The organism is Streptomyces sp. NPDC004065, assembly GCF_044903565.1.
In the GTDB taxonomy this organism is placed as follows: Bacteria; Actinomycetota; Actinomycetes; order Streptomycetales; family Streptomycetaceae; genus Streptomyces.
Genome location: NZ_JBJDQT010000033.1, coordinates 1 through 18,582, shown reverse-complemented (window position 1 = coordinate 18,582; position 18,582 = coordinate 1). Strand labels below are relative to the sequence as shown.

General features: G+C 71.3%; 14 protein-coding genes and 4 pseudogenes. 8 read left to right on the top strand and 10 right to left on the bottom strand.

Features of this window, described 5'->3' with window-relative positions:
• Genes ACI2LW_RS28450 through ACI2LW_RS28435 form a run of 4 tightly spaced genes read right to left on the bottom strand, consistent with a single transcriptional unit; the run spans nt 1 to nt 4,682 of the window.
• Nucleotides 1–2,652 carry an FtsX-like permease family protein gene (locus ACI2LW_RS28450; RefSeq protein ID WP_404734094.1) on the bottom strand — a complete coding sequence of 884 codons (2,652 nt, stop codon included), beginning with the start codon at nt 2,650–2,652 and terminating at the stop codon, nt 1–3.
• The gene (locus ACI2LW_RS28445; RefSeq protein ID WP_404734093.1) at nt 2,649–3,311 is read right to left on the bottom strand and encodes an ABC transporter ATP-binding protein; all 663 of its coding nucleotides are present in this window, start codon (nt 3,309–3,311) and stop codon (nt 2,649–2,651) included. Before ACI2LW_RS28445 ends, ACI2LW_RS28450 begins: the two co-directional genes overlap by 4 nt.
• On the bottom strand, nt 3,298–4,020 hold the full coding sequence (locus tag ACI2LW_RS28440; protein ID WP_404734154.1) for an ABC transporter ATP-binding protein: 723 nt from the start codon (nt 4,018–4,020) through the stop codon (nt 3,298–3,300). The genes ACI2LW_RS28445 and ACI2LW_RS28440 overlap by 14 nt, the downstream gene beginning before the upstream one ends.
• Nucleotides 4,021–4,025: 5 nt before the next feature.
• Nucleotides 4,026–4,682, bottom strand: coding sequence for a hypothetical protein (locus tag ACI2LW_RS28435; RefSeq protein WP_404734092.1), 657 nt, complete (start codon nt 4,680–4,682; stop codon nt 4,026–4,028).
• Nucleotides 4,683–4,835: 153 nt separating this feature from the next.
• On the opposite strand from ACI2LW_RS28435, the gene ACI2LW_RS28430 reads away from it, so the two are divergent.
• On the top strand, nt 4,836–6,161 hold the full coding sequence (locus ACI2LW_RS28430; protein WP_404734091.1) for a histidine kinase dimerization/phospho-acceptor domain-containing protein: 1,326 nt from the start codon (nt 4,836–4,838) through the stop codon (nt 6,159–6,161).
• Nucleotides 6,162–6,585: 424 nt separating this feature from the next.
• Nucleotides 6,586–6,984: an STAS domain-containing protein gene (locus ACI2LW_RS28425; RefSeq protein ID WP_404734090.1), complete on the top strand. Its 399-nt coding sequence runs from the start codon at nt 6,586–6,588 to the stop codon at nt 6,982–6,984.
• Between the two features lie 249 nt (nt 6,985–7,233).
• On the opposite strand, the gene ACI2LW_RS28420 is transcribed toward ACI2LW_RS28425, so the two are convergent.
• The 3 genes and pseudogenes from ACI2LW_RS28420 to tsaD all read right to left on the bottom strand — a co-directional run bounded on the left by ACI2LW_RS28420 (nt 7,234) and on the right by tsaD (nt 9,280).
• On the bottom strand, nt 7,234–7,578 hold the full coding sequence (locus ACI2LW_RS28420; protein ID WP_389302239.1) for an antibiotic biosynthesis monooxygenase family protein: 345 nt from the start codon (nt 7,576–7,578) through the stop codon (nt 7,234–7,236).
• Nucleotides 7,579–7,664: 86 nt separating this feature from the next.
• Nucleotides 7,665–8,234: pseudogene (locus tag ACI2LW_RS28415) on the bottom strand (GNAT family N-acetyltransferase); the annotation flags it as partial.
• Nucleotides 8,234–9,280 (bottom strand): tRNA (adenosine(37)-N6)-threonylcarbamoyltransferase complex transferase subunit TsaD, encoded by a 1,047-nt coding sequence (tsaD, locus tag ACI2LW_RS28410; RefSeq protein WP_404734089.1) that lies wholly within the window; start codon nt 9,278–9,280, stop codon nt 8,234–8,236. The gene tsaD and the pseudogene ACI2LW_RS28415, both read right to left, overlap by 1 nt.
• A 136-nt stretch (nt 9,281–9,416) precedes the next feature.
• Here tsaD and cbiE point away from each other — a divergent pair, with 136 nt between their 5' ends.
• Together cbiE and cobM are read left to right on the top strand one after the other, a co-directional pair.
• A complete protein-coding gene (gene cbiE / locus ACI2LW_RS28405; protein WP_404734088.1) occupies nt 9,417–10,700 on the top strand; it encodes a precorrin-6y C5,15-methyltransferase (decarboxylating) subunit CbiE in 1,284 nt (427 codons plus the stop codon).
• Complete coding sequence (cobM, locus tag ACI2LW_RS28400) at nt 10,697–11,446, top strand: precorrin-4 C(11)-methyltransferase (RefSeq protein WP_404734087.1); 750 nt, start codon at nt 10,697–10,699, stop codon at nt 11,444–11,446. The genes cbiE and cobM overlap by 4 nt, the downstream gene beginning before the upstream one ends.
• Before the next feature lie 46 nt (nt 11,447–11,492).
• Here cobM and ACI2LW_RS28395 read toward each other — a convergent pair.
• Nucleotides 11,493–12,615: pseudogene (locus ACI2LW_RS28395) on the bottom strand (cobalt-precorrin-5B (C(1))-methyltransferase).
• A 46-nt stretch (nt 12,616–12,661) separates the two neighbouring features.
• Between ACI2LW_RS28395 and ACI2LW_RS28390 the strand changes: the two are divergent.
• Nucleotides 12,662–13,429, top strand: coding sequence for a cobalt-precorrin-6A reductase (locus ACI2LW_RS28390; protein ID WP_404734153.1), 768 nt, complete (start codon nt 12,662–12,664; stop codon nt 13,427–13,429).
• A 110-nt stretch (nt 13,430–13,539) separates the two neighbouring features.
• Complete coding sequence (locus ACI2LW_RS28385; protein WP_404734086.1) at nt 13,540–14,703, top strand: HoxN/HupN/NixA family nickel/cobalt transporter; 1,164 nt, start codon at nt 13,540–13,542, stop codon at nt 14,701–14,703.
• 41 nt (nt 14,704–14,744) lie between these two features.
• Here ACI2LW_RS28385 and cobJ read toward each other — a convergent pair.
• Nucleotides 14,745–15,563 (bottom strand): annotated as a pseudogene (gene cobJ / locus ACI2LW_RS28380) (precorrin-3B C(17)-methyltransferase); the annotation flags it as partial.
• 4 nt (nt 15,564–15,567) lie between these two features.
• Between cobJ and ACI2LW_RS28375 the strand changes: the two are divergent.
• Nucleotides 15,568–16,962, top strand: a pseudogene (locus ACI2LW_RS28375) (cobaltochelatase subunit CobN); the annotation flags it as partial.
• Between the two features lie 166 nt (nt 16,963–17,128).
• On the opposite strand, the gene ACI2LW_RS28370 reads toward ACI2LW_RS28375, so the two are convergent.
• Nucleotides 17,129–17,572: a Fur family transcriptional regulator gene (locus ACI2LW_RS28370; protein WP_404734152.1), complete on the bottom strand. Its 444-nt coding sequence runs from the start codon at nt 17,570–17,572 to the stop codon at nt 17,129–17,131.
• Nucleotides 17,573–17,752: 180 nt separating this feature from the next.
• Here ACI2LW_RS28370 and ACI2LW_RS28365 point away from each other — a divergent pair, with 180 nt between their 5' ends.
• Nucleotides 17,753–18,400, top strand: coding sequence for a superoxide dismutase (locus ACI2LW_RS28365; protein ID WP_404734085.1), 648 nt, complete (start codon nt 17,753–17,755; stop codon nt 18,398–18,400).
• Nucleotides 18,401–18,582: the final 182 nt, after the last annotated feature.

Here is an 18,582-nt window from a genome sequence, read left to right as displayed (position 1 = left end):
TCACAGGTCGCGGAGTTCCTCCACTGCGGGGCGCCGGGCACTGCGGACGCCGTTCAGGGCTGCGGCCAGTACGGCGATCAAGGCGGCCAGTCCGGTCAGGGTCAGGTAGACGCCGGGCACCGCCAGGGCGGCGGGCGGCGGGTCGAACACGCCGGTGAGTACCTTGACCAGCATCTCCGACAGCGCCCATCCGATGACGGCACCCCCGGCCAGGCCGCCTGCGGCCAGCAGGAGGGCCTCGGTGAGGACCATGCCGCGCAGCTGGCGTGTGCGTGCGCCGAGGACGGTGGCGATGGCGAAGGTGCGGCGGCGTTCGGCGAGCCCGAGGGCGAGGACCAGTCCCCCGGCTCCGGCGGCCAGCAGGACCGCGAAGGCAAGCTCGATGCGGGTGAGTCCGGCTAGGTCGACGGAGGTCAGGCTGGTGCCGACGGTGCCGCGGGTCTGGGTGAGGTCGCTGACGGTGGCGCTGGTGCCGAGCTGCGAGCGCAGGCGCGTGGCGATCTGCTTCTGGTGGGTGCCGCCGGTGTCGAGGAGGAAGGCGCCGACCGCGTCGCTGCCGGTCGCCTTGGCGATGTAGGAGGCGTTGGCGACGAAGAAGCTGTCCTTCGGTGCTGTGGGGAACTCCTTGGCGATGCCCGCGTAGTGGAAGGGGACCGTGCGCAGGGCCTTGGTGCGGGCGTCCTGGATGCGCAGGTTGACGGTGTCGCCGGGGGAGAGCTGGAAGTCGTTGACGGTCTCGACGCTGACCAGCAGGTTGTCGGGCCGTTCGGCGAGGCGCCGCATGAGTTGCCGGGCCGTGCCGCCGGCGAAGTAGGCGTCCTGGAGGGAGGTGGCGCGGGCGATGGTGTCCGGGCGGACGCCGTAGAGGTCCTGGAGATCGGAGCCGACGTAGGCGAAGCGGTGCTGGAGGGGTTCGACGTGCCGTACGCCGGAGATCTTCAGGGCGGATCCGGCGTCGGGTGGGACACGGGCACCGGGTGGTTCGGTGACGGTGACGTCGGCGCCGTTGGTCAGGCGGGCGTCGACCTCGGCCTGCTGGCGGTATGTGGCGTTGAAGACGGCGGTGGAGAGTGCGAAGGACACAGCGAGGGCGAGCAGCACGACCGAGCGGGCGAGTGGGCGGCGGCGCCGGGAGAGGGTGGCGGCGGTGGTGCCGGCGAGGGTCGCGGTCAGCGGGCGGGCCAGCCGGGCCAGGGCGGGTCGGCCGTGGCTGAGGGCGAGGAGGGTCAGGCGCCACAGCAGCAGGGCGGCGCCGATCCACAGCAGGGCGGGGCCGAGGAAGGCCCAGTACGACACGGAGATGCTGGGCACGCCTTCCGGGGCGAGGACCAGCGCGTACTGGTTGCCGGAGGAGGCGCGGAAGACCAGCCAGGAGCCGATCAGGAGGGCGAAGTCCAGGCCGTACCGCATCCACCACGGGTTCCGGGTGCTGCGGGCGCCGGACTCCTTGCGGGTTTCCGCGACGGTCACCGTGTGCAGGTCACGCAGGGTCGGGACGAGGACGGCTCCCGCGGCGACGGCGGCGCCGAGGACGAAGGCAGTGCCGTACCAGGCGGCCCAGGTGCCCGCGCCCGCTCCGAAGGAGGCGGCACCGAAGGCGAAGCGGCCGGTCAGTGCGGCGGCGGCCAGTCCGGCCAGGCCGCCGGCGAGACCGATCAGCGCCGCTTCCAACCCGGCGAGGGCGGTGATCTGGCGGGGACGCAGGCCGCGCAGCCGTAGCAGGCCCTGCTCCTGGCGGCGCCGTTCGCCGCCGGCGGAGGCGACCGCGGCGGTCAGTGCGGCGGCCAGGACCGCGCCGGGGACGCCGAGGAAGAGGAAGAGGATCTGGGCGTACAGGGCGTCCTGGCGGGCGGAGTCGAGGGCGGCGCCGACGTTGTTGCCGACCAGTGCGGCGCCCGCGGAGCGGGCCTCCAGGTTGTGGGCCGCGCGAGTGACCGCGGTGAAGGCGGCGGCTGGGTCGGAGGGCAGGCGGGCGTCGTCGCGGGCGACATGGATCTGGGTGGTGACCGCAGAGGCACCCCGGGTCAGTGCGGCGAACCTGGCGGCGGGCAGCAGGACGACGTTGTCCGGGGGTGCGGTGGGCTGGGACTGGCTGGGTGCGCCGACGGTCTGGAAGAGGGAGTCGGCCTGGGGCAGGTCGACGACGCCGTCCACCTTCACCTGCCTCGGCCCGATGCCGGGAAGGTCGATACCGATGGTGTCGCCGGGAGCAGCGTGCAGGTTGGAGGCGGTCTGCTGGGCCAGCAGGACGCCGCCCGGGGAGCCGGACAGAGTGCGGATCGCGTCGGGGAAGAGGGCGCGGTAGCCGTCGGGCAGGCCGAGGGCCATACCGGGACCGGTGGTCTGGGTGCTGCCCTGGACGCGCGCGGTGAAGCCGGTGGTGTGGGCGAAGCCGACGGGCAGGGCGGCGCGGGTTTCCGGCGCCTTGCGGACCAGGGACATTACCGCGCCGGGATCAGCACCGGGCTGTACCTGGACCTGCCAGTCGACGGCGACCGAGCGCACGGCACGCTGGGTCATGGTTGCCTTCGACGCCGTGAGGAATGAGCCCAGCGCGGCGACCAGGGCGACCGCGAGGGCGATCCCGGCCAGCGCCGCCAGCAGACGTCCGGTGCGGTGGCGGGCCAGGCCGACCGTCCACGAGCCGATCATGGCACCTCCTCGGGTGCGAGCAGTCGGCCGTCGCGCATGGCGCGCCGGGTGGTGAGGCGGGCGGCGACGGCGGGATCGTGGGTGGTGACGACGAGGGCCGCGCCGGTGTGGTCGGCGGCGGTGAGGAGGGCGTCGAGGACACGGCCGCCGGTGGAGTGGTCGAGGCGGCCGGTGGGCTCGTCGGCGAGGATCAGGCGCGGGGACTGGGCCAGCACCCGGGCGACGGCCACCCGCTGGGCCTGACCACCGGAGATCTCCTCGGGCAGCCGGTCCGCGAGGTCGGCCGCGTCGACCAGCGTGAGCGCCGCGAGGGCGGCCTGCTGGGCCTCGTTTTCCGGGCGGTCGGCGAGGACCAGCGGGAGAGCGGTGTTCTCGACCACGTTCAGGGCCGGGATCAGGCTGTCGCCCTGGAAGACAAGGCCGATGTCGTAGGGCCCCAGGTAGGCGGCCCGCCGCACGGTGCCGCTGGTGGCCTGTTCGAGCCCGGCCAACAGGTGCAGCAGCGAACTCTTGCCCGACCCGGAGGGGCCGACGACGGCGAGCCGATCGCCGGACCCGATCTCGAGGTCGGCGCCGTGTACGGCCACGACCGCCTGTGTGCCCCGGCCGAAGGTGAGCGCCGCGTCAGCACAGGTCACGAGCACTTCATCCCGTGACATCGGGCACCTCCTGCGACGCGGAACGGGCAGTCCGGGCCGAGGCGTCGGTGGCCCTGCCGTCCTCCAGCGTGATCACCCGGTCCGCGCTCCGGACGACTTCCGCGCTGTGCGTCACGATCAGCACCGCGCACCCCTGCGCGGCCCGCTCCCGCAGCATCGCGAGGACCGCCCGCTCGGTCTCTCCGTCGAGTTCGCCGGTCGGCTCGTCGGCCAGCAGGACAGCGGGCGCGTTGGCCAGCGCCACGGCCAGCCCGGCCCGGGCCAGCTCGCCACCGGACAGCTGCCGGGGCAGCGCATGTGCCCGTTCGCCGAGGCCCACCTGGGCCAGCAGCTCCCTGGCCGAGGTGACGTGCTTACGGCTGGCGGCGCGCTGAGGCAGGCGGACGTTGTCCCGCACGCTCAAATGCGGCAGGAGATTGCGGGTCTGCAGCAGCACGCCGATGTGCCGGGCGCGCAGCCGGGCCCGCTCGGTCTCGGGCCGGTGGCTGATCCGTACGCCGTCCACGCGGACCTCGCCGCCCGAGGGCTCGTCGAGCCCGGCCAGGCACGCCAGCAGGGTCGACTTGCCGGATCCCGACGGTCCCACGACCGCCACCGTCTCGCCCCGTCCGACCCGCAGCGACACCCCGCGCAGCGCGAGCGTCTCCTCCTCGCCGGCGCGATAGAAGCGGTACAGCTCACGGGCAGCCAGCACCGGCTCGGACGCCATGGTGCTCACCGCCAGGCGAAGGAGTCGCTGATGATGCGCCACGGGTCGACGTTGTCGGCGTTGACCGGGCCGGACAGGGTCAGATCCACTTCGTGGCCCGACTTGTAGAAGGCGTACCGCTCGAAGCCGTCGCGCACCACCTTGCCGGTGACCGGGTCCTTCGCCGAGTCACCCTGATAGGTCAGCCTGACGACACGGCCGGCGTGCCGGGACACCTCCGACACCTTCGGTGCGGCGAACTTCGGCACCTGGGAGCGCAGCTTGGGGACAACCGTCTTGGTGACCGAGTCGACCGTGGGCGCGGCGGACGCCGAGACGGCCGTGATCCTCACGGTGTTCAGCTTGTCGGTGAACACCGTGCTGCCGCCCTGCTCGGTACGGGCCCAGCCCTCGGGCACCTTCACCGTGAAACCGGTGAAGGACCCGCCTGTCGGCCGGTAGGCGACGTACACCTGGTTGTCGGGGATGTCGCCGGGCGGATTGGACTCGGTGGGAGCGGGTGCCGGGTTGTTCTGCCCGTTTCCGACGCGCGCCGAGGAAGCCGGCGGTGATGATGTCGTCGAACCGGAACCGGAGTGCGAGCCGGAACCGGAACAGCCCGCGGTCACCGCCGCGACGAGCACCAGACCGACTGCCGCGGACATCCGTGCGTGTACTGCCATCACCACTGCCCTCCAAGGAATCCCCCGGATTGGACCGTCATGGCACCCACGCTAGGAAGCGGCCGGTTAACGCCCTGCTCGCCGAGGGTTAGACGACGGCAAAAGCGTGCGCCTCGCCCCGCGCGTCCGGCCGAGCCGCCGCATGATGAGGGCATGAGACAGCGCGTGGTGCGAGTCGCCCTCACCGCCGCGTTGGTCGGCGTGGTCCTGCTCGCCGTCCCCCTGGCCCTGGCCATCAGGTCCTCCCTGTACGCCGGGCAGCGGGACACCCTGGAACGCGCGGCCCTCGCCGCGGCCGTACGGGTGAGCCCGGACTACGCGACCGGTGATCCCGTGGAACTGCCCAGGGCGCCCGCAGGGGGGCATCTGGGCCTGTACGACCCGCAGCAGGCCAAACGTGCGGGCAGCGGCCCCCGGACGGCGGACGCGCCGGTCCACCGCGCCTTTGGCGGAGAGGTGGTCCGGGGGCGGTCGGGCGGCGACCTGGTCGCCGCCGTACCGGTCTCCCACGCCGAGCAGGTGATCGGCGTGGTCCGCGCATCCTCCCCTGTTGACGCCGTACGCGACCGGGTCCTGGCCGCGTGGGCCGTGCTACTCGGCGTGACCGTAGTCGCGCTGACCATCGCGGTGCTGGTCGCCCGTCGGCAGGCTCGGGCGCTGGCCGCCCCGTTGGAGGACCTCTCCCGCCACTGTCGGGCCGTCGCCGAAGGGGACCTGAATGCGCGGGCGGCCCCCAGCAACATCGCCGAGATCGATCAGGTGGCCCGCACGCACAACACCATGCTGCACAGCCTGTCCGAACTCCTCCGCCGGGAACGGGATTTCGCCGCCAACGCATCGCACCAGTTGCGCACTCCGCTCACCGGCCTGCAACTCGCCCTGGAATCGGGTCTCGCCCAGGACGACGACGCCCGTCTGCGCCCCGTGCTGACCGAGGCCCTGGCCACCGCCCATCGCCTCCACCACACCGTGGAGGAAGTGCTGCGCCTGTCCCGCTCCCCGGACCGGCCCCGCCCGGCCGCCAGGGACATCGCGGTGGCACACCTCCTTCAGGAGACGCAGGAGCACTGGCACGGCCTGTTCGCCGCCGACGGCAGACGCCTGGAGTGCGGCACACATGACGCACCCGCGGACGTCCTGGTCCCCAGCGGCCCCGTTTCGGAGGTGCTCGGCGTCCTGCTGGACAATGCACGGGTGCACGGACGCGGAACCGTGCGACTGGTGGTGCGGGACCTGAACGACGCCCTCGCCTTCGACGTGAGCGACGAGGGAGCCGCGGAAGGCGAGCCGGCGCAGCTGTTCGACCGCGGACACACCGGCGGCGGCCACGGGACCGGCATCGGCCTCGCCCTCGCTTCCGAACTGGCCCACTCCATCGGCGGCCGACTCTCCCTCACCAGAAGGGCGCCGGCCACGTTCACCCTCCTCGTCCCGGTCCGCGGGGCCGGCTCCGAAGACAACGCACCGGCCTGCAGATGAATGCCTCTCTCCAACATGCTCGGCTCCGGGGTGTGGCTTGTTCGCCTGCCCTTGTGTCGAGCCGGCCCGATGGGCCCGGATCCACGACGGCAACCGCACAGACGGGGGACATGCGCTACCGCCGGGCGTGACAGCCCGCAGCCGTGCCTTCGCCGCAGCTGGTGCGGGAACGCCAAGCGAGGCGCCTGGTGTCAGTGGCTGTGGGTCAGCCGAAGGCCGACGGCGTGGTGGGCTGGTGGGGCTGCCGGACCCAGAGCCGATCAATTCCGGGCCTGTGAACAGGTCCAGCTCGCCGAAGACGCCCATCACGGCCGCGTCGCCCTCACGGATGACCAGGGCTATAGGCGCACCTCGTACGGTGCCGGGCAGTGTTCCAGGCAAAATGACAGGTCGTACCTGTATCGAGGATGCTGGGGAAGCCGTGATGGAGACCGAGAACGCGCACGGGCCGGAACTGCTGACAGTGGCCTCCACCGCCACCGACGGCACCACAGTGGTGACGGTGACCGGCGAGATCGACCACACCACTGCCGCCCCCCTCATCCACGCTCTGGACCTCGGAGAGCTCGGCGACCGGCCTCGCGTGGTCGTCGACATGCGACACGTCACCTTCATGGACTCCAGCGGCATCAACGTCCTCCTCGTCGCCCACCGCGAGCTCACTCAGGCAGACGGCTGGCTGCGTCTGGCCGGCGTACCGACCTCCGTGCTGCGCACCCTGCAGATCGTCGGGATCGACGCCGTCATCCCCTGCTACACCGACCTCCACGAAGCTCTGGAAGCCTGGGGCAACATCCGTGCCGACCAGTCGGAAACGCCGTAGTACGTCATCAACCGGGCCAGGCTGAGGAGCGGGGCGAGGCGCGCGATCGAGTGGGGCGTTCCAGGCGCGGTCGGGGCAGGACGATACACGTGAGAAACCTTTCCTCGGGTGGCGGCGAGGAGTTCGTCCACGATGCATTCGGCCTCTTCGCGCCCGGCAGGCAGGCCGACGGCTCGGGGCGGTTCGGTGAGGATGCCAGCGCCGCGCTGGGCGCCGTGGACATCGCGCATGAGCCGGCTGGGCCGCACCTCAGCCAGCTGAACCCCTCTGATGGGTCGAGGCCACGTGATAGATGCGGGGTTGTACATCGCTGGCGATGGTGGCCGCCTTGTCCATGTGGACGCGTGCCTCGGGGTTGGCGAGCATGGCGCGGTAGTGCTCCTCGCTCTCCCACTGGGCGTAGTTGATGACGCGTTCGCCGTCCTGGGAGGCGTGGAAGTTGGCGCAGATGAAGCCGGGCTGGTGCTTCATCGTCTCCTCGGTGGCGCCGGCCAGCAGGTCGATCAGCTCGGCCTGGCGGTCGGGGGAGACGGTGAAGACGTTGATGAGAGTCGCCACAGGGCGAGTGGTGTCGATGTGTGCCGTGACGGTCATGGGGCGGTTCCTCCTCTTGCTCTTGCTTCGAGTGGGGGGTGTGCGGGCCCGCGTCCCTGCGGGTGCACGCGGAGATTCAAGTGATCCAGAGGCGGGGCGGCCAGCGTGCGCGCCGGGTGCCGGGGGCCGAGGAAGACGGCGATGCCGTGGCCTTCCGGGGAGGGGTGGGTGGCCTGGGTCCAGCCCTGGCGGCGGTAGAAGGATGTGGCCAGGCCGGACCTCACCGAGGTGAGTAGCCAGGAGCGGCCCTCGGGGGCGTCGGCGGTGACCGCCTCCAGCAATTCGGCGGCGACGCCGGTGCCGCGGGCTGCGGTGCGGACGGCGAGTTCGTCCACTTCGCGGGCGCCGCACAGCCACTGCGCGGTGCGCTCGGGGCCGAGGGCTGCCGCGGCCTGGGGGTGACAGCGGTCGTTGGGGAAGGGAGCCATGGTGGTCCAAGCGGAACTGAAACCGGCGACCTCTGCCGCCATGAAGGCGACGGCCGCGGTGAAACCGGGGCGCTTGACGTCGTCCGCCAGCCGACGGAGGAAGGCGTTGGCCTGCTCCTCGTCCTCGTTCCAGGGCGGCGTCCCGAAGGCGTCGAGGTAGACGGCTCGCAGTCCCTCGGAGTGCGCCAGCACGTCCTCGCCGCGGAAGACGCGGATGTCCGCAGCCATCAGGCGGCCACTCCCGCCATGGCCCTGGGATGCAGGGCTGCGTACTCCAGGGGCGCCGACGGGTCGATGGACACGTCCAGGGGTGCCGGTTCGGCGCCGGCCCGGACAAGGAGGTCACCGACGGCGGCGATCATCGCACCGTTGTCCGTGCACAGCCGCAGCGGCGGCACACGCAGGGCGAGGCCGGCGGCCCGACAGCGCTCCTCGGCCAGTGCGCGCACCCGGGAGTTGGCGGCGACTCCGCCGACCACGACCAGCGTGCGCACGTCGCGCTCCACGCAGGCCGTGACCGCCTTGCGGGTCAGTACGTCGGCGATCGCCTCCTGGAGGGATGCCGCCCCGTCGGCGACCGGCAGTTCGGCGCCGGCGTGACTCTCGGCCCAGCGGGCAGCCGCCGTCTTCAGCCCTGAGAAGGAGAAGTCGTAGGACCCGGGCAGCGGGCGGGGAAAGGGGACGGTGTGCGGATCGCCCGTGCGTGCTGCCCGATCGATGGCCGGCCCGCCGGGATACGGCAGTCCGAAGACCCGCGCGACCTTGTCGAAGCACTCGCCCGCGGCGTCGTCGAGGGTGTCACCGAGATGGACGATCGGATCGCGGGCGAGGTCCCGGACGAGGAGCAGAGACGTATGCCCTCCGGACACGATCAGCACCATGCAGGGGTTGGGCAGCGGGCCGTGTTCGAGCGTGTCGGCGACGTGGCCGGCGAGGTGGTGGACGCCGTAGAGCGGAACGCCCAGCGCGTACGCCAGCCCTTTCGCCCCGGCCAGGCCGACCTGGAGCGCCCCGGACAGGCCCGGACCGGTGGTCACCGCCACCGCCCCGATCTCGGTCAGCCGTAGTCCGGCCTCGTCCAGGGCGCGTTCGACCACCGGGCGGACGGCGTGCACGTGCGCGCGGGCCGCGATCTCCGGCACAACGCCGCCGTAGCGGGCGTGTTCGTCCATGCTCGACGCCACCGCGTGGCCGAGCAGCCGACCCTCCTGGACGATTCCTGCGCCGGTCTCGTCACAGGACGACTCGATGCCCAGCACGACGGGAGAGCCCATGCCCGCCCCTCTCTGCGATGAATAAGTTGTTGCGAGTAGTGTGCAATAAGACTCCCGGGGTGCGCACCTGGAGGCGGAGACGCTGGTCGGAGGCCAGCAGAGTGCGCCACCGGCCCCTTGAACCGAGGTAGCGGAAGTGATCCCCCTGCATCCCGACCAGCCCGATCGCCCCGAACGCGAGAGGGCCGCCGTAGCCGTCGTCGGGATCGGGGCCGACGGCTGGGACGGACTGCCCGAGGCGTCGCGCGCCGTCCTCCTGGATGCCGAGGTGCTCATCGGAGGCGCCCGCCACCTCGCGCTGCTGCCCGTCGCCTGCGCGGGCGAGCGCGTAGCCTGGCCCTCGCCGCTGCGGCCCGCGGTTCCCGGCCTCTTCGCCGCCCACGCTGGACGCCGTGTCGCCGTCCTGGCCAGCGGCGACCCCATGTTCTACGGCATCGGGCGGACCCTCTCGGAGGAGCTGGGGCCCGGTTCGGTGCGCGTCCTGCCGCACCCGTCGTCGGTCTCGTACGCCTGCGCCCGCCTGGGCTGGCCGCTGGAGGACACTGAGGTCTTCACCCTCGTTGGGCGGCCGATCGCCCGCCTCGCCGCCGCCCTCCACCAGGGGCGCCGGCTCCTCGTGCTCAGTGCCGACGCCACCACCGCCGGTGATGTCGCCGCCCTGCTGCGCGGCCGTGGTTTCGGGCCGAGCCGGATGCGGCTGCTGGAACAACTCGGCGGAGCGAGGGAACGTACGACGGTCGAGGTCACGGCGGACGACTGGCCGCATCCGCCTGGGGAGCCTCTCAACATCGTCGCCGTCGAATGCAGACGAGCACCCGGTGCCTTGCGGCTCGGCGCCGTGCCGGGGCTGCCGGACGAGGCGTACGAACACGACGGGCAGCTCACCAAGCGTCACATCCGCGCCGCCACACTCGGCGTGCTCGCGCCCGCGCCCGGCGAGCTGCTGTGGGACATCGGTGGCGGATCCGGATCGATCGCGATCGAGTGGATGCGTACCCACCCGTCGTGTCGGGCGATCACGGTGGAGCGGGATCCGGTGCGCGCGGAGCGGATCGCGCGGAACGCCGAGCGACTGGGCGCTCCCGGGCTGCACATCGTGACCGGCGCCGCGCCTGCCGCCCTGGCCGAACTCCCTTCGCCGGATGCCGTGTTCATCGGTGGCGGGCTCACCGCGCCGGGCCTGCTCGACGCCTGCTGGGACGCGCTGTCGGCCGGTGGCCGACTGGTCGCCAACACCGTGACGCTGGAGTCCGAGGCGCTGCTCGCCGACGCCTACCGGCAGCGCGGCGGCGACCTGGTCAAGCTCGCGGTGGCGCACGCCGTGCCCGTGGGCGGGTTCACCGGGTGGCGGCAGGCGATGCCGGTGACGCAGTGGGCCGTACAGAAGACCCTCACCCCCTCTACAGGAGCAGACGGATGACCGTGTACTTCATCGGCGCCGGCCCCGGTGCCGCCGACCTGATCACGGTGCGGGGCGCCCGCACGCTCGCCGCCTGCCAGGTCTGCCTGTATGCGGGCAGCCTGGTCCCGCGCGAGCTGCTCGCCGAATGCCCGCCGGACGCACGCCTGGTGGACACCGCGCAGCTCAACCTCGATCAGATCACCGCCGAATTGATCCGTGCCCACGAGGAAGGCCATGACGTCGCCCGGCTGCACTCGGGTGACCCGTCGGTGTTCAGCGCGGTCGCCGAGCAGATGCGGCGGCTCGACGCGGCCGGTGTGCCGTACGAGGTGGTGCCGGGTGTGCCCGCCTTCGCGGCGGCCGCCGCCGCGCTCAAGCGGGAGCTGACTGTGCCGACCGTCGGCCAGACCGTCATCCTCACCCGGGTCGCCCACCGTGCCACCGCCATGCCCGAGGGCGAGGACCTGGCCACTCTCGGCCGCAGCGGCGCGCTGATCGCGTTGCACCTGGCCGCCAAGTACGTGGACCGTGTGGTCGAGGAGCTGCTGCCGCACTACGGCGCCGACTGTCCCGCCGCCGTGGTCGCCCTGGCCAGCCGACCCGACGAGCTGATCCTGCGCGGCACTCTCGACGACATCGCCGCGCAGGTGAAGGCCGCCGGTGTGCTGCGCACCGCGGTCATCATGGTGGGCCGCACGCTGGGCGCCGAGCAGTTCCGCGACAGCCACCTGTACTCGCCGGAACGGGAGCGGCACGCGTGCTGAGTCGCTCCCTGACGGTCACGCGGTGACGCCCGTTCCCGCTCGGCCGTCAGCGGACCGCGCTGCGCCCCACGATCGCCCCCGCCCGGTCGATGCAGATCACGTCGACCGTGACGGGCGCCCCGCGCAGGACGGCCAGGGCCTCGTCGCGGGCGGCCACGGCGACGAGGTCACCGAGCGGTACTCCCGCGGCCGCGCACAACTGGAGCGCGGCCAGGCCGGTGTTGGCGTTCGCGACCTCTGCGGTGAGGGTCTCGTCCGCGCCGCCCCGGCGGGCGAGTTCCGCGAGGAAGCCTTTGTCGACCTGGGAGCGTGCGGAGTGCAGGTCGAGGTGGCCGGCCGCGAGTTTCGACAGTTTGGCGAAGCCGCCGCAGATCGTGAGGCGGTCGACGGGGTGCCGGCGTACGTACTTCAGGACCGCGCCCGCGAAGTCGCCCATGTCGAGCAGCGCGTCCTCGGGGAGGCCGTAGACCGCGGTGACGGTCTTCTCCGAGGTCGAGCCGGTGCAGCCCGCCACGTGTGTGCGTCCGGCCGCCCGGGCCACGTCGACCCCGCGCCGGATGGAGTCGATCCATGCCGAGCACGAGTACGGGACCACGATGCCGGTCGTGCCGAGGATGGACAGCCCGCCGAGGATGCCGAGGCGCGGGTTCCAGGTGGAGCGGGCGATCTCCTCGCCGTGGTCGACGGAGATCGTGATCTCGACGTCGCCTCCGTCGCCGTGGGCCCGGGCGACGGACGCGACGTGGTCGCGCATCATCTGCCGGGGGACGGGATTGACGGCCGGTTCGCCGACCGGGAGGGGCAGCCCTGGGCGGGTGATGGTGCCGACGCCGGATTCCGGCTTTGAAGACCACGCCCGAGCCCGCGGGCAGGCGCCGCACGGTGGCTCGTACCAGCGCGCCGTGGGTGACGTCGGGGTCGTCGCCCGCGTCCTTCACTATGCCCGCCATCGCAAAGGAGCCGGTCAGCTCCTCGGCGGCGAGTGCGAACGCCGGGGTCTGCCCCTTGGGCAGGGTGATCGTCACCGGATCGGGAAAGTCGCCGGTCAGCAGTGCCGTGTACGCGGCGGTGGCCGCGCCGGTCGCGCAGGCGCCGGTGGTCCAGCCGGGGCGCAGGCCGGTGTGCTTCAGTTGGGCGCTGCGGCCGCCCTTCACCTCGCTGCTGCTCATACCTCACTACTTGGTGGAACTACTCGATGAACGGGACGGAATCGCCGTGCACGTGCTGATCCTCGGGGGAACGACCGAGGCCCGCCGCCTCGCCGAGATCCTTGCCGCCGAAGAGCCGGATGTGAAGGTGACCTCCTCCCTGGCCGGCCGGGTGGCCGCGCCACGGCTGCCACCGGGCGAGGTGCGCATCGGCGGGTTCGGCGGCGCCGAGGGACTCGCACAGTGGCTGGGAGCGCACCACGTGGACGCGCTCATCGACGCCACCCACCCCTTCGCCGGAACGATCAGCTTCAACGCGGCCACGGCCGCCACCACCGCCCATGTTCCCCTGCTCGCCCTGCGCCGCCCCGGCTGGGTCCCCGTCGAGGGCGACCGGTGGCATGAGGCCGGCTCGCTGGAGGACGCCGCGCGGCTGCTGCCCGCGCTCGGGCGGCGCGTGTTCCTGACCACCGGACGCATGGGCCTGGCCGCCTTCGCGGACCTGGACGAGCTGTGGTTCCTCGTGCGGTCCGTGGACGCCCCCGAGCCCCCGCACCCGACCCGAATGGAGGTGCTGCTCGACCGCGGCCCCTTCTCCCTCGACGGGGAGCGCGAGCTGTTGCGCCGCCACCACATCGACGTGGTCGTGACGAAGGACAGCGGAGGAGCGGCCACCGCGCCGAAGCTGGTGGCTGCCCAGGAGGCGGGGCTGCCGGTGGTCGTGGTGCGTCGGCCGCCCGTCCCGGACGGCGTTCCGGTCGTGCCTGATCCCGGGCAGGCGATCCGCTGGATCCGGGAGCGCGTTGAGCTGGGGACTTTTCCAGCGAGTGACTGAATCCTGGCCCTGCCTTTACTGCGCTCCTCTTGTTGTTGCAACCTATTGGCAGGAACTTGGAAGGCGCGGCTGAAAACAGTCGCTCGCCAAGCAGTAAGGCTCGCGTCTCCATGACCACCGCTCCTGATTCCGCTTCTCCCCGCCCTGCCCCTCCAGGCACCGGCCGCGGCATCTCGTGGCACCGCATCCGCACCTCGATGACCCGCAAGGAATGGGCCAGCGCCGGTGGGATGGCCGCCTTCATCCTGGCTCTGCACGTCATCGGCTGGTTCACGCTCGTGGTGATCGTCGCCCCCGAGCACTACAGCCTCGGCACCAAGACCTTCGGCATAGGCATCGGCATCACCGCCTACACGCTCGGCATGCGGCACGCCTTCGACGCCGACCACATCGCCGCGATCGACAACACCACCCGCAAGCTGATGAACGAGGGGCAGCGCCCGCTGTCCGTCGGCTTCTGGTTCTCCCTCGGCCACTCCACCATCGTCTTCGCCCTCGCCTTCCTGCTCTCCCTGGGCGTGAAGGCGCTGGCCGGGCCGGTCGAGAACGACAACTCCTCGCTGCACGACATCACCGGCTGGATCGGTACCACCGTCTCCGGGACGTTCCTCTACATCATCGCGATCATCAACATCGTGATCATGGCCGGTATCTGGAAGGTCTTCCGGGACATGCGCTCCGGCCACTTCGACGAGGCCGCCCTGGAGGAGCAGCTCAACAACCGCGGCTTCATGAACCGCATCCTGGGCCGACTGATGAAGTCGATCACCAAGCCGTGGCAGATGTACCCCCTGGGTGTCCTGTTCGGTCTCGGCTTCGACACCGCGACCGAGATCGCGCTCCTCGTCCTCGCCGGCTCCGGCGCGGCCTCCGGCCTGCCCTGGTACGCCATCCTCTGCCTGCCGATCCTGTTCGCGGCCGGCATGTCGCTGCTGGACACCATCGACGGCTCGTTCATGAACTTCGCCTACGGCTGGGCGTTCTCCAAGCCGGTCCGCAAGGTCTACTACAACCTCACCATCACCGGCCTGTCCGTCGCCGTCGCACTGATCATCGGCACCGTCGAGCTGCTCGGCCTGATCGCCGAGAAGGCAGACCTGCACGGCGCCTTCTGGGACTGGGTCTCCGGGCTCGACCTCAACATCATCGGCTACGTCATCGTCGGCCTGTTCTTCGCCACCTGGGCGGTCGCCCTGCTGGTGTGGAAGGTCGGCCGCATCGAGGAGAAGTGGACGGCGGGCCTGGCCCAGCCCGCGGAGCAGGGCGCCGAGTAGTGCCGGATGCGGCGCCTCTGCCACAGAGGCGCCGCACACGCTCACGCCTCCGGATACCGACGCGGCGTCCAGACGATCTCCTCGCCGTCCCCGCGCCGTACGACCTGTGTCTGTGAGGAGCCGACCAGCAGGATGGTGCGCATGTCGACCTCGGCCGGATCCAGGTCGGCCAGCCGGACGATCCGGACCCGCTCGCCGGAGCCACCGACGTCCCGCGCGACCACGACCGGCGTGTCCGGCGCCCGGTGCTCCAGCAGCAGCTCCCGCGCCTTGCCCACCTGCCAGGTACGGCTGCGCGAGCCCGGGTTGTACAGGGCCAGCACCAGATCCGCCGAGGCCGCCGCGCGCAGCCGCTCGGCGATGACGTCCCAGGGCTTGAGCCGGTCGGACAGGGAGATGGTCGCGTAGTCATGGCCGAGGGGAGCGCCGGCCCGGGCCGCTGCCGCGTTGGCGGCGGTCACCCCCGGCAGCACCCGCACCGGCACGTTCTTGTGCTCCTCCTGCGAGGCGGCTTCCAGCACGGCGGTGGCCATCGCGAAGATCCCGGGGTCACCCCCGGACACCACGGCCACCTTCCGTCCCCGCTGGGCGAGCTGGAGCGCGAACTCGGCGCGCTCGGCCTCGACGCGGTTGTCCGATCCGTGGCGGCGCTGGCCCGGCCGTACGGGGACGCGGTCCAGGTAGGTCGTATAGCCGACCAGGTCGTCGGCGGCGGCCAGCGCGCCACGCGACTCCGGCGTCAGCCACAACGGCCCGGCAGGACCGGTGCCGACGACCACGACCTCACCCCGCTCGCGCGCCACCGGCTCGGCGTCGACCTGGCTGGGCAGCACGGCGACCGAGAAGTATGGCACCGACTCCCTGGAGGATGCAGGCTGGGACCCGGCCGCCGTACCCACCGAACACGGCGAACAGGTCCGCGCCGACCTGGATTTCGCGGCCCGCGAAGTCGTCCCGCGCATGGTGGCGACCACCGCCGAAATCGACCACACCGTCCACGCACTGGCCGGCGGATTCGTCCCAGCGGGTCCGTCCGGATCCCCGCTGCGCGGCCTGGTCAACGTCCTGCCGACAGGGCGCAACTTCTACTCCGTCGACCCCAAGGCCGTCCCCTCCCGCCTCGCCTGGGAAACCGGCCAGGCCCTCGCCGACTCACTCCTGCAGCGCTACCGCACCGACAACGGTGACTGGCCCACCTCCGTCGGCCTGTCCCTGTGGGGCACCAGCGCCATGCGCACCGCCGGTGACGACGTCGCCGAAGCCCTCGCCCTGCTCGGCATCCGCCCCGTCTGGGACGACGCCTCGCGCCGTGTGACCGGCCTCGAGCCCATCGCGTACGAGGAACTGGGCCGCCCTCGCATCGACGTCACCCTGCGCACCTCGGGCTTCTTCCGCGACGCCTTCCCGCACACCATCGGCCTCCTGGACGACGCCGTGCGCCTGGCCGCCTCCCTGGACGAACCGGCCGAGACCAACCACATCCGCACCCACGTACAGGCCGACCTGGCAGCCCACGGCGACGAACGCCGCGCCACCACACGCATCTTCGGATCCCGCCCCGGAACCTACGGCGCCGGCCTGCTCCAGCTCATCGACTCGCGCGACTGGCGCACCGACGCCGACCTCGCCGAGGTCTACACCGTCTGGGGCGGCTACGCCTACGGCCGTGAACTCGACGGCCGCCCGGCCCGCGAGGAGATGGAGACGGCGTACAAGCGGATCGCGGTCGCGGCCAAGAACACCGACACCCGCGAACACGACATCGCCGACTCCGACGACTACTTCCAGTACCACGGCGGCATGGTGGCCACCGTCCGCGCCCTGCGCGGCACCGCACCGGAGGCGTACATCGGGGACTCCACCCGCCCCGAGACGGTCCGCACCCGCACGCTGGTGGAGGAGACTTCCCGCGTCTTCCGCGCCCGCGTGGTCAACCCGAAGTGGATCGAGGCCATGCGCCGCCACGGCTACAAGGGCGCCTTCGAACTCGCCGCCACGGTCGACTACTTGTTCGGCTACGACGCCACAACCGGCGTCGTAGCCGACTGGATGTACGACAAACTCACCGAGACCTACGTCCTGGACCCGGCCAACCGGGAGTTCCTCCAGCAGGCGAACCCCTGGGCCCTGCACGGCATCGCGGAGCGACTGCTGGAGGCGGAGTCGCGGGGGATGTGGGCGAAACCCGATCCGGCGGTCCTGGACGAATTGCGGCAGGTGTACCTGGAGACGGAGGGCAACCTGGAGGGCGACGGGTGAGTCCTCCGCTTATTGCGAATGACTCGCAATAAGGGCTAGATTCGATGAAGGTCGGCCGGCTGGGGTGCTGAAGCGGTACCCCGCCATCGGCTGGGTGCGGGACGTCGTCATGCCTTGACAGCGTCCGTTCCGACGGCGGCGCCCCGCACCCGTGGCAGGAGCCCACTTACCCGCTGCACCGGGAACATCGGCCGTAGAGCAGCAGCGAGCCCCCTTCACCGGTGTGCAGTCCGGTCAGTTCGGTGATCTGTTTCACGGCTTCCCTCATGTGGGCGATCGCAACGTCCTGTACGCGACCACATTCCTCACACACGGCGTGATGGTGCGGTTCGGAACTGACGCCGTAGCGCTTGGGCCCCGGGCCGTGCACGGCGTGCGCCAGACCCGCCTCCGTGAAGGTCTCCAGAGTCCGGTAGACGGTCGCCTGATCGAACGGCAGACCCATCTCCTGTAGTTCGGCGCAGACTTCGGCGGTGGACAGATGCTGCCCCGACGCGGACAGCAGCCTCAAAGTGCACAGCCTGCTTGCCGTGCAGCGCAGGCCGTGGCGTCGCAGCAGTACCGAGTGGTCCGGTGCCGCCGCGCCGTGCTGTGCCGACGGCGGGGTCATGGTCACGTGTCTGCCTTCCTTGCCACCGTCGAGAAGTCCGGATCGCGGACAGCCGTCACCCGGCCGGCGGCGCGACATGGGGGAGGGGAGTCCTAGGTCCAACGCCTGATCGCAAGGTACCGTTCTTACTGCTAGCGTGCACCTGCATACGACTCGCAATAACGTCGGAGGACGTTGGACATGGCGCTTTACACGCTCCCGGAACTTCCGTACGACTACTCGGCGCTCGCCCCGGTCATCAGCCCGGAGATCATCGAGCTGCACCACGACAAGCACCACGCGGCGTACGTGAAGGGTGCGAACGACACCCTGGAGCAGCTGGCCGAGGCGCGGGACAAGGAGTCGTGGGGCTCCATCAACGGCCTGGAGAAGAACCTGGCCTTCCACCTCTCCGGCCACATCCTGCACAGCATCTACTGGCAGAACATGACCGGCCCCAAGGACGGCGGCGGCGAGCCCCTCGCCCAGGACGGTGTGGGTGACCTGGCCGACGCGATCAGCGAGTCCTTCGGCTCCTTCGCCGGCTTCAAGGCCCAGCTGACCAAGGCCGCTGCCACCACGCAGGGTTCCGGCTGGGGTGTCCTCGCCTACGAGCCGCTGAGCGGCCGCCTGATCGTCGAGCAGGTCTACGACCACCAGGGCAACGTCGGCCAGGGCTCCACCCCGATCCTGGTCTTCGACGCCTGGGAGCACGCCTTCTACCTCCAGTACAAGAACCAGAAGGTCGACTTCATCGAGGCCATGTGGGCCGTCGTCAACTGGCAGGACGTGGCCAAGCGCTACGCCGCCGCCAAGGAGCGCGGCGACAGCCTGCTGCTCAAGCCGTGATGCCGTAGGCACACCGATGTCCTGCTCGTGATCGTCTTCTCACCTTTCACCGGGCAGGCGCACATAGAAGGGCCCTCGCGAGCGCACCTTGGGTTCTAACGGTCCTCGCAACACCCGCGATCTGTGGGAGTTGCGAGGACCGTGGCCGTTGGACGTGATGATCTTGCGGGGTTGAGGGAGCG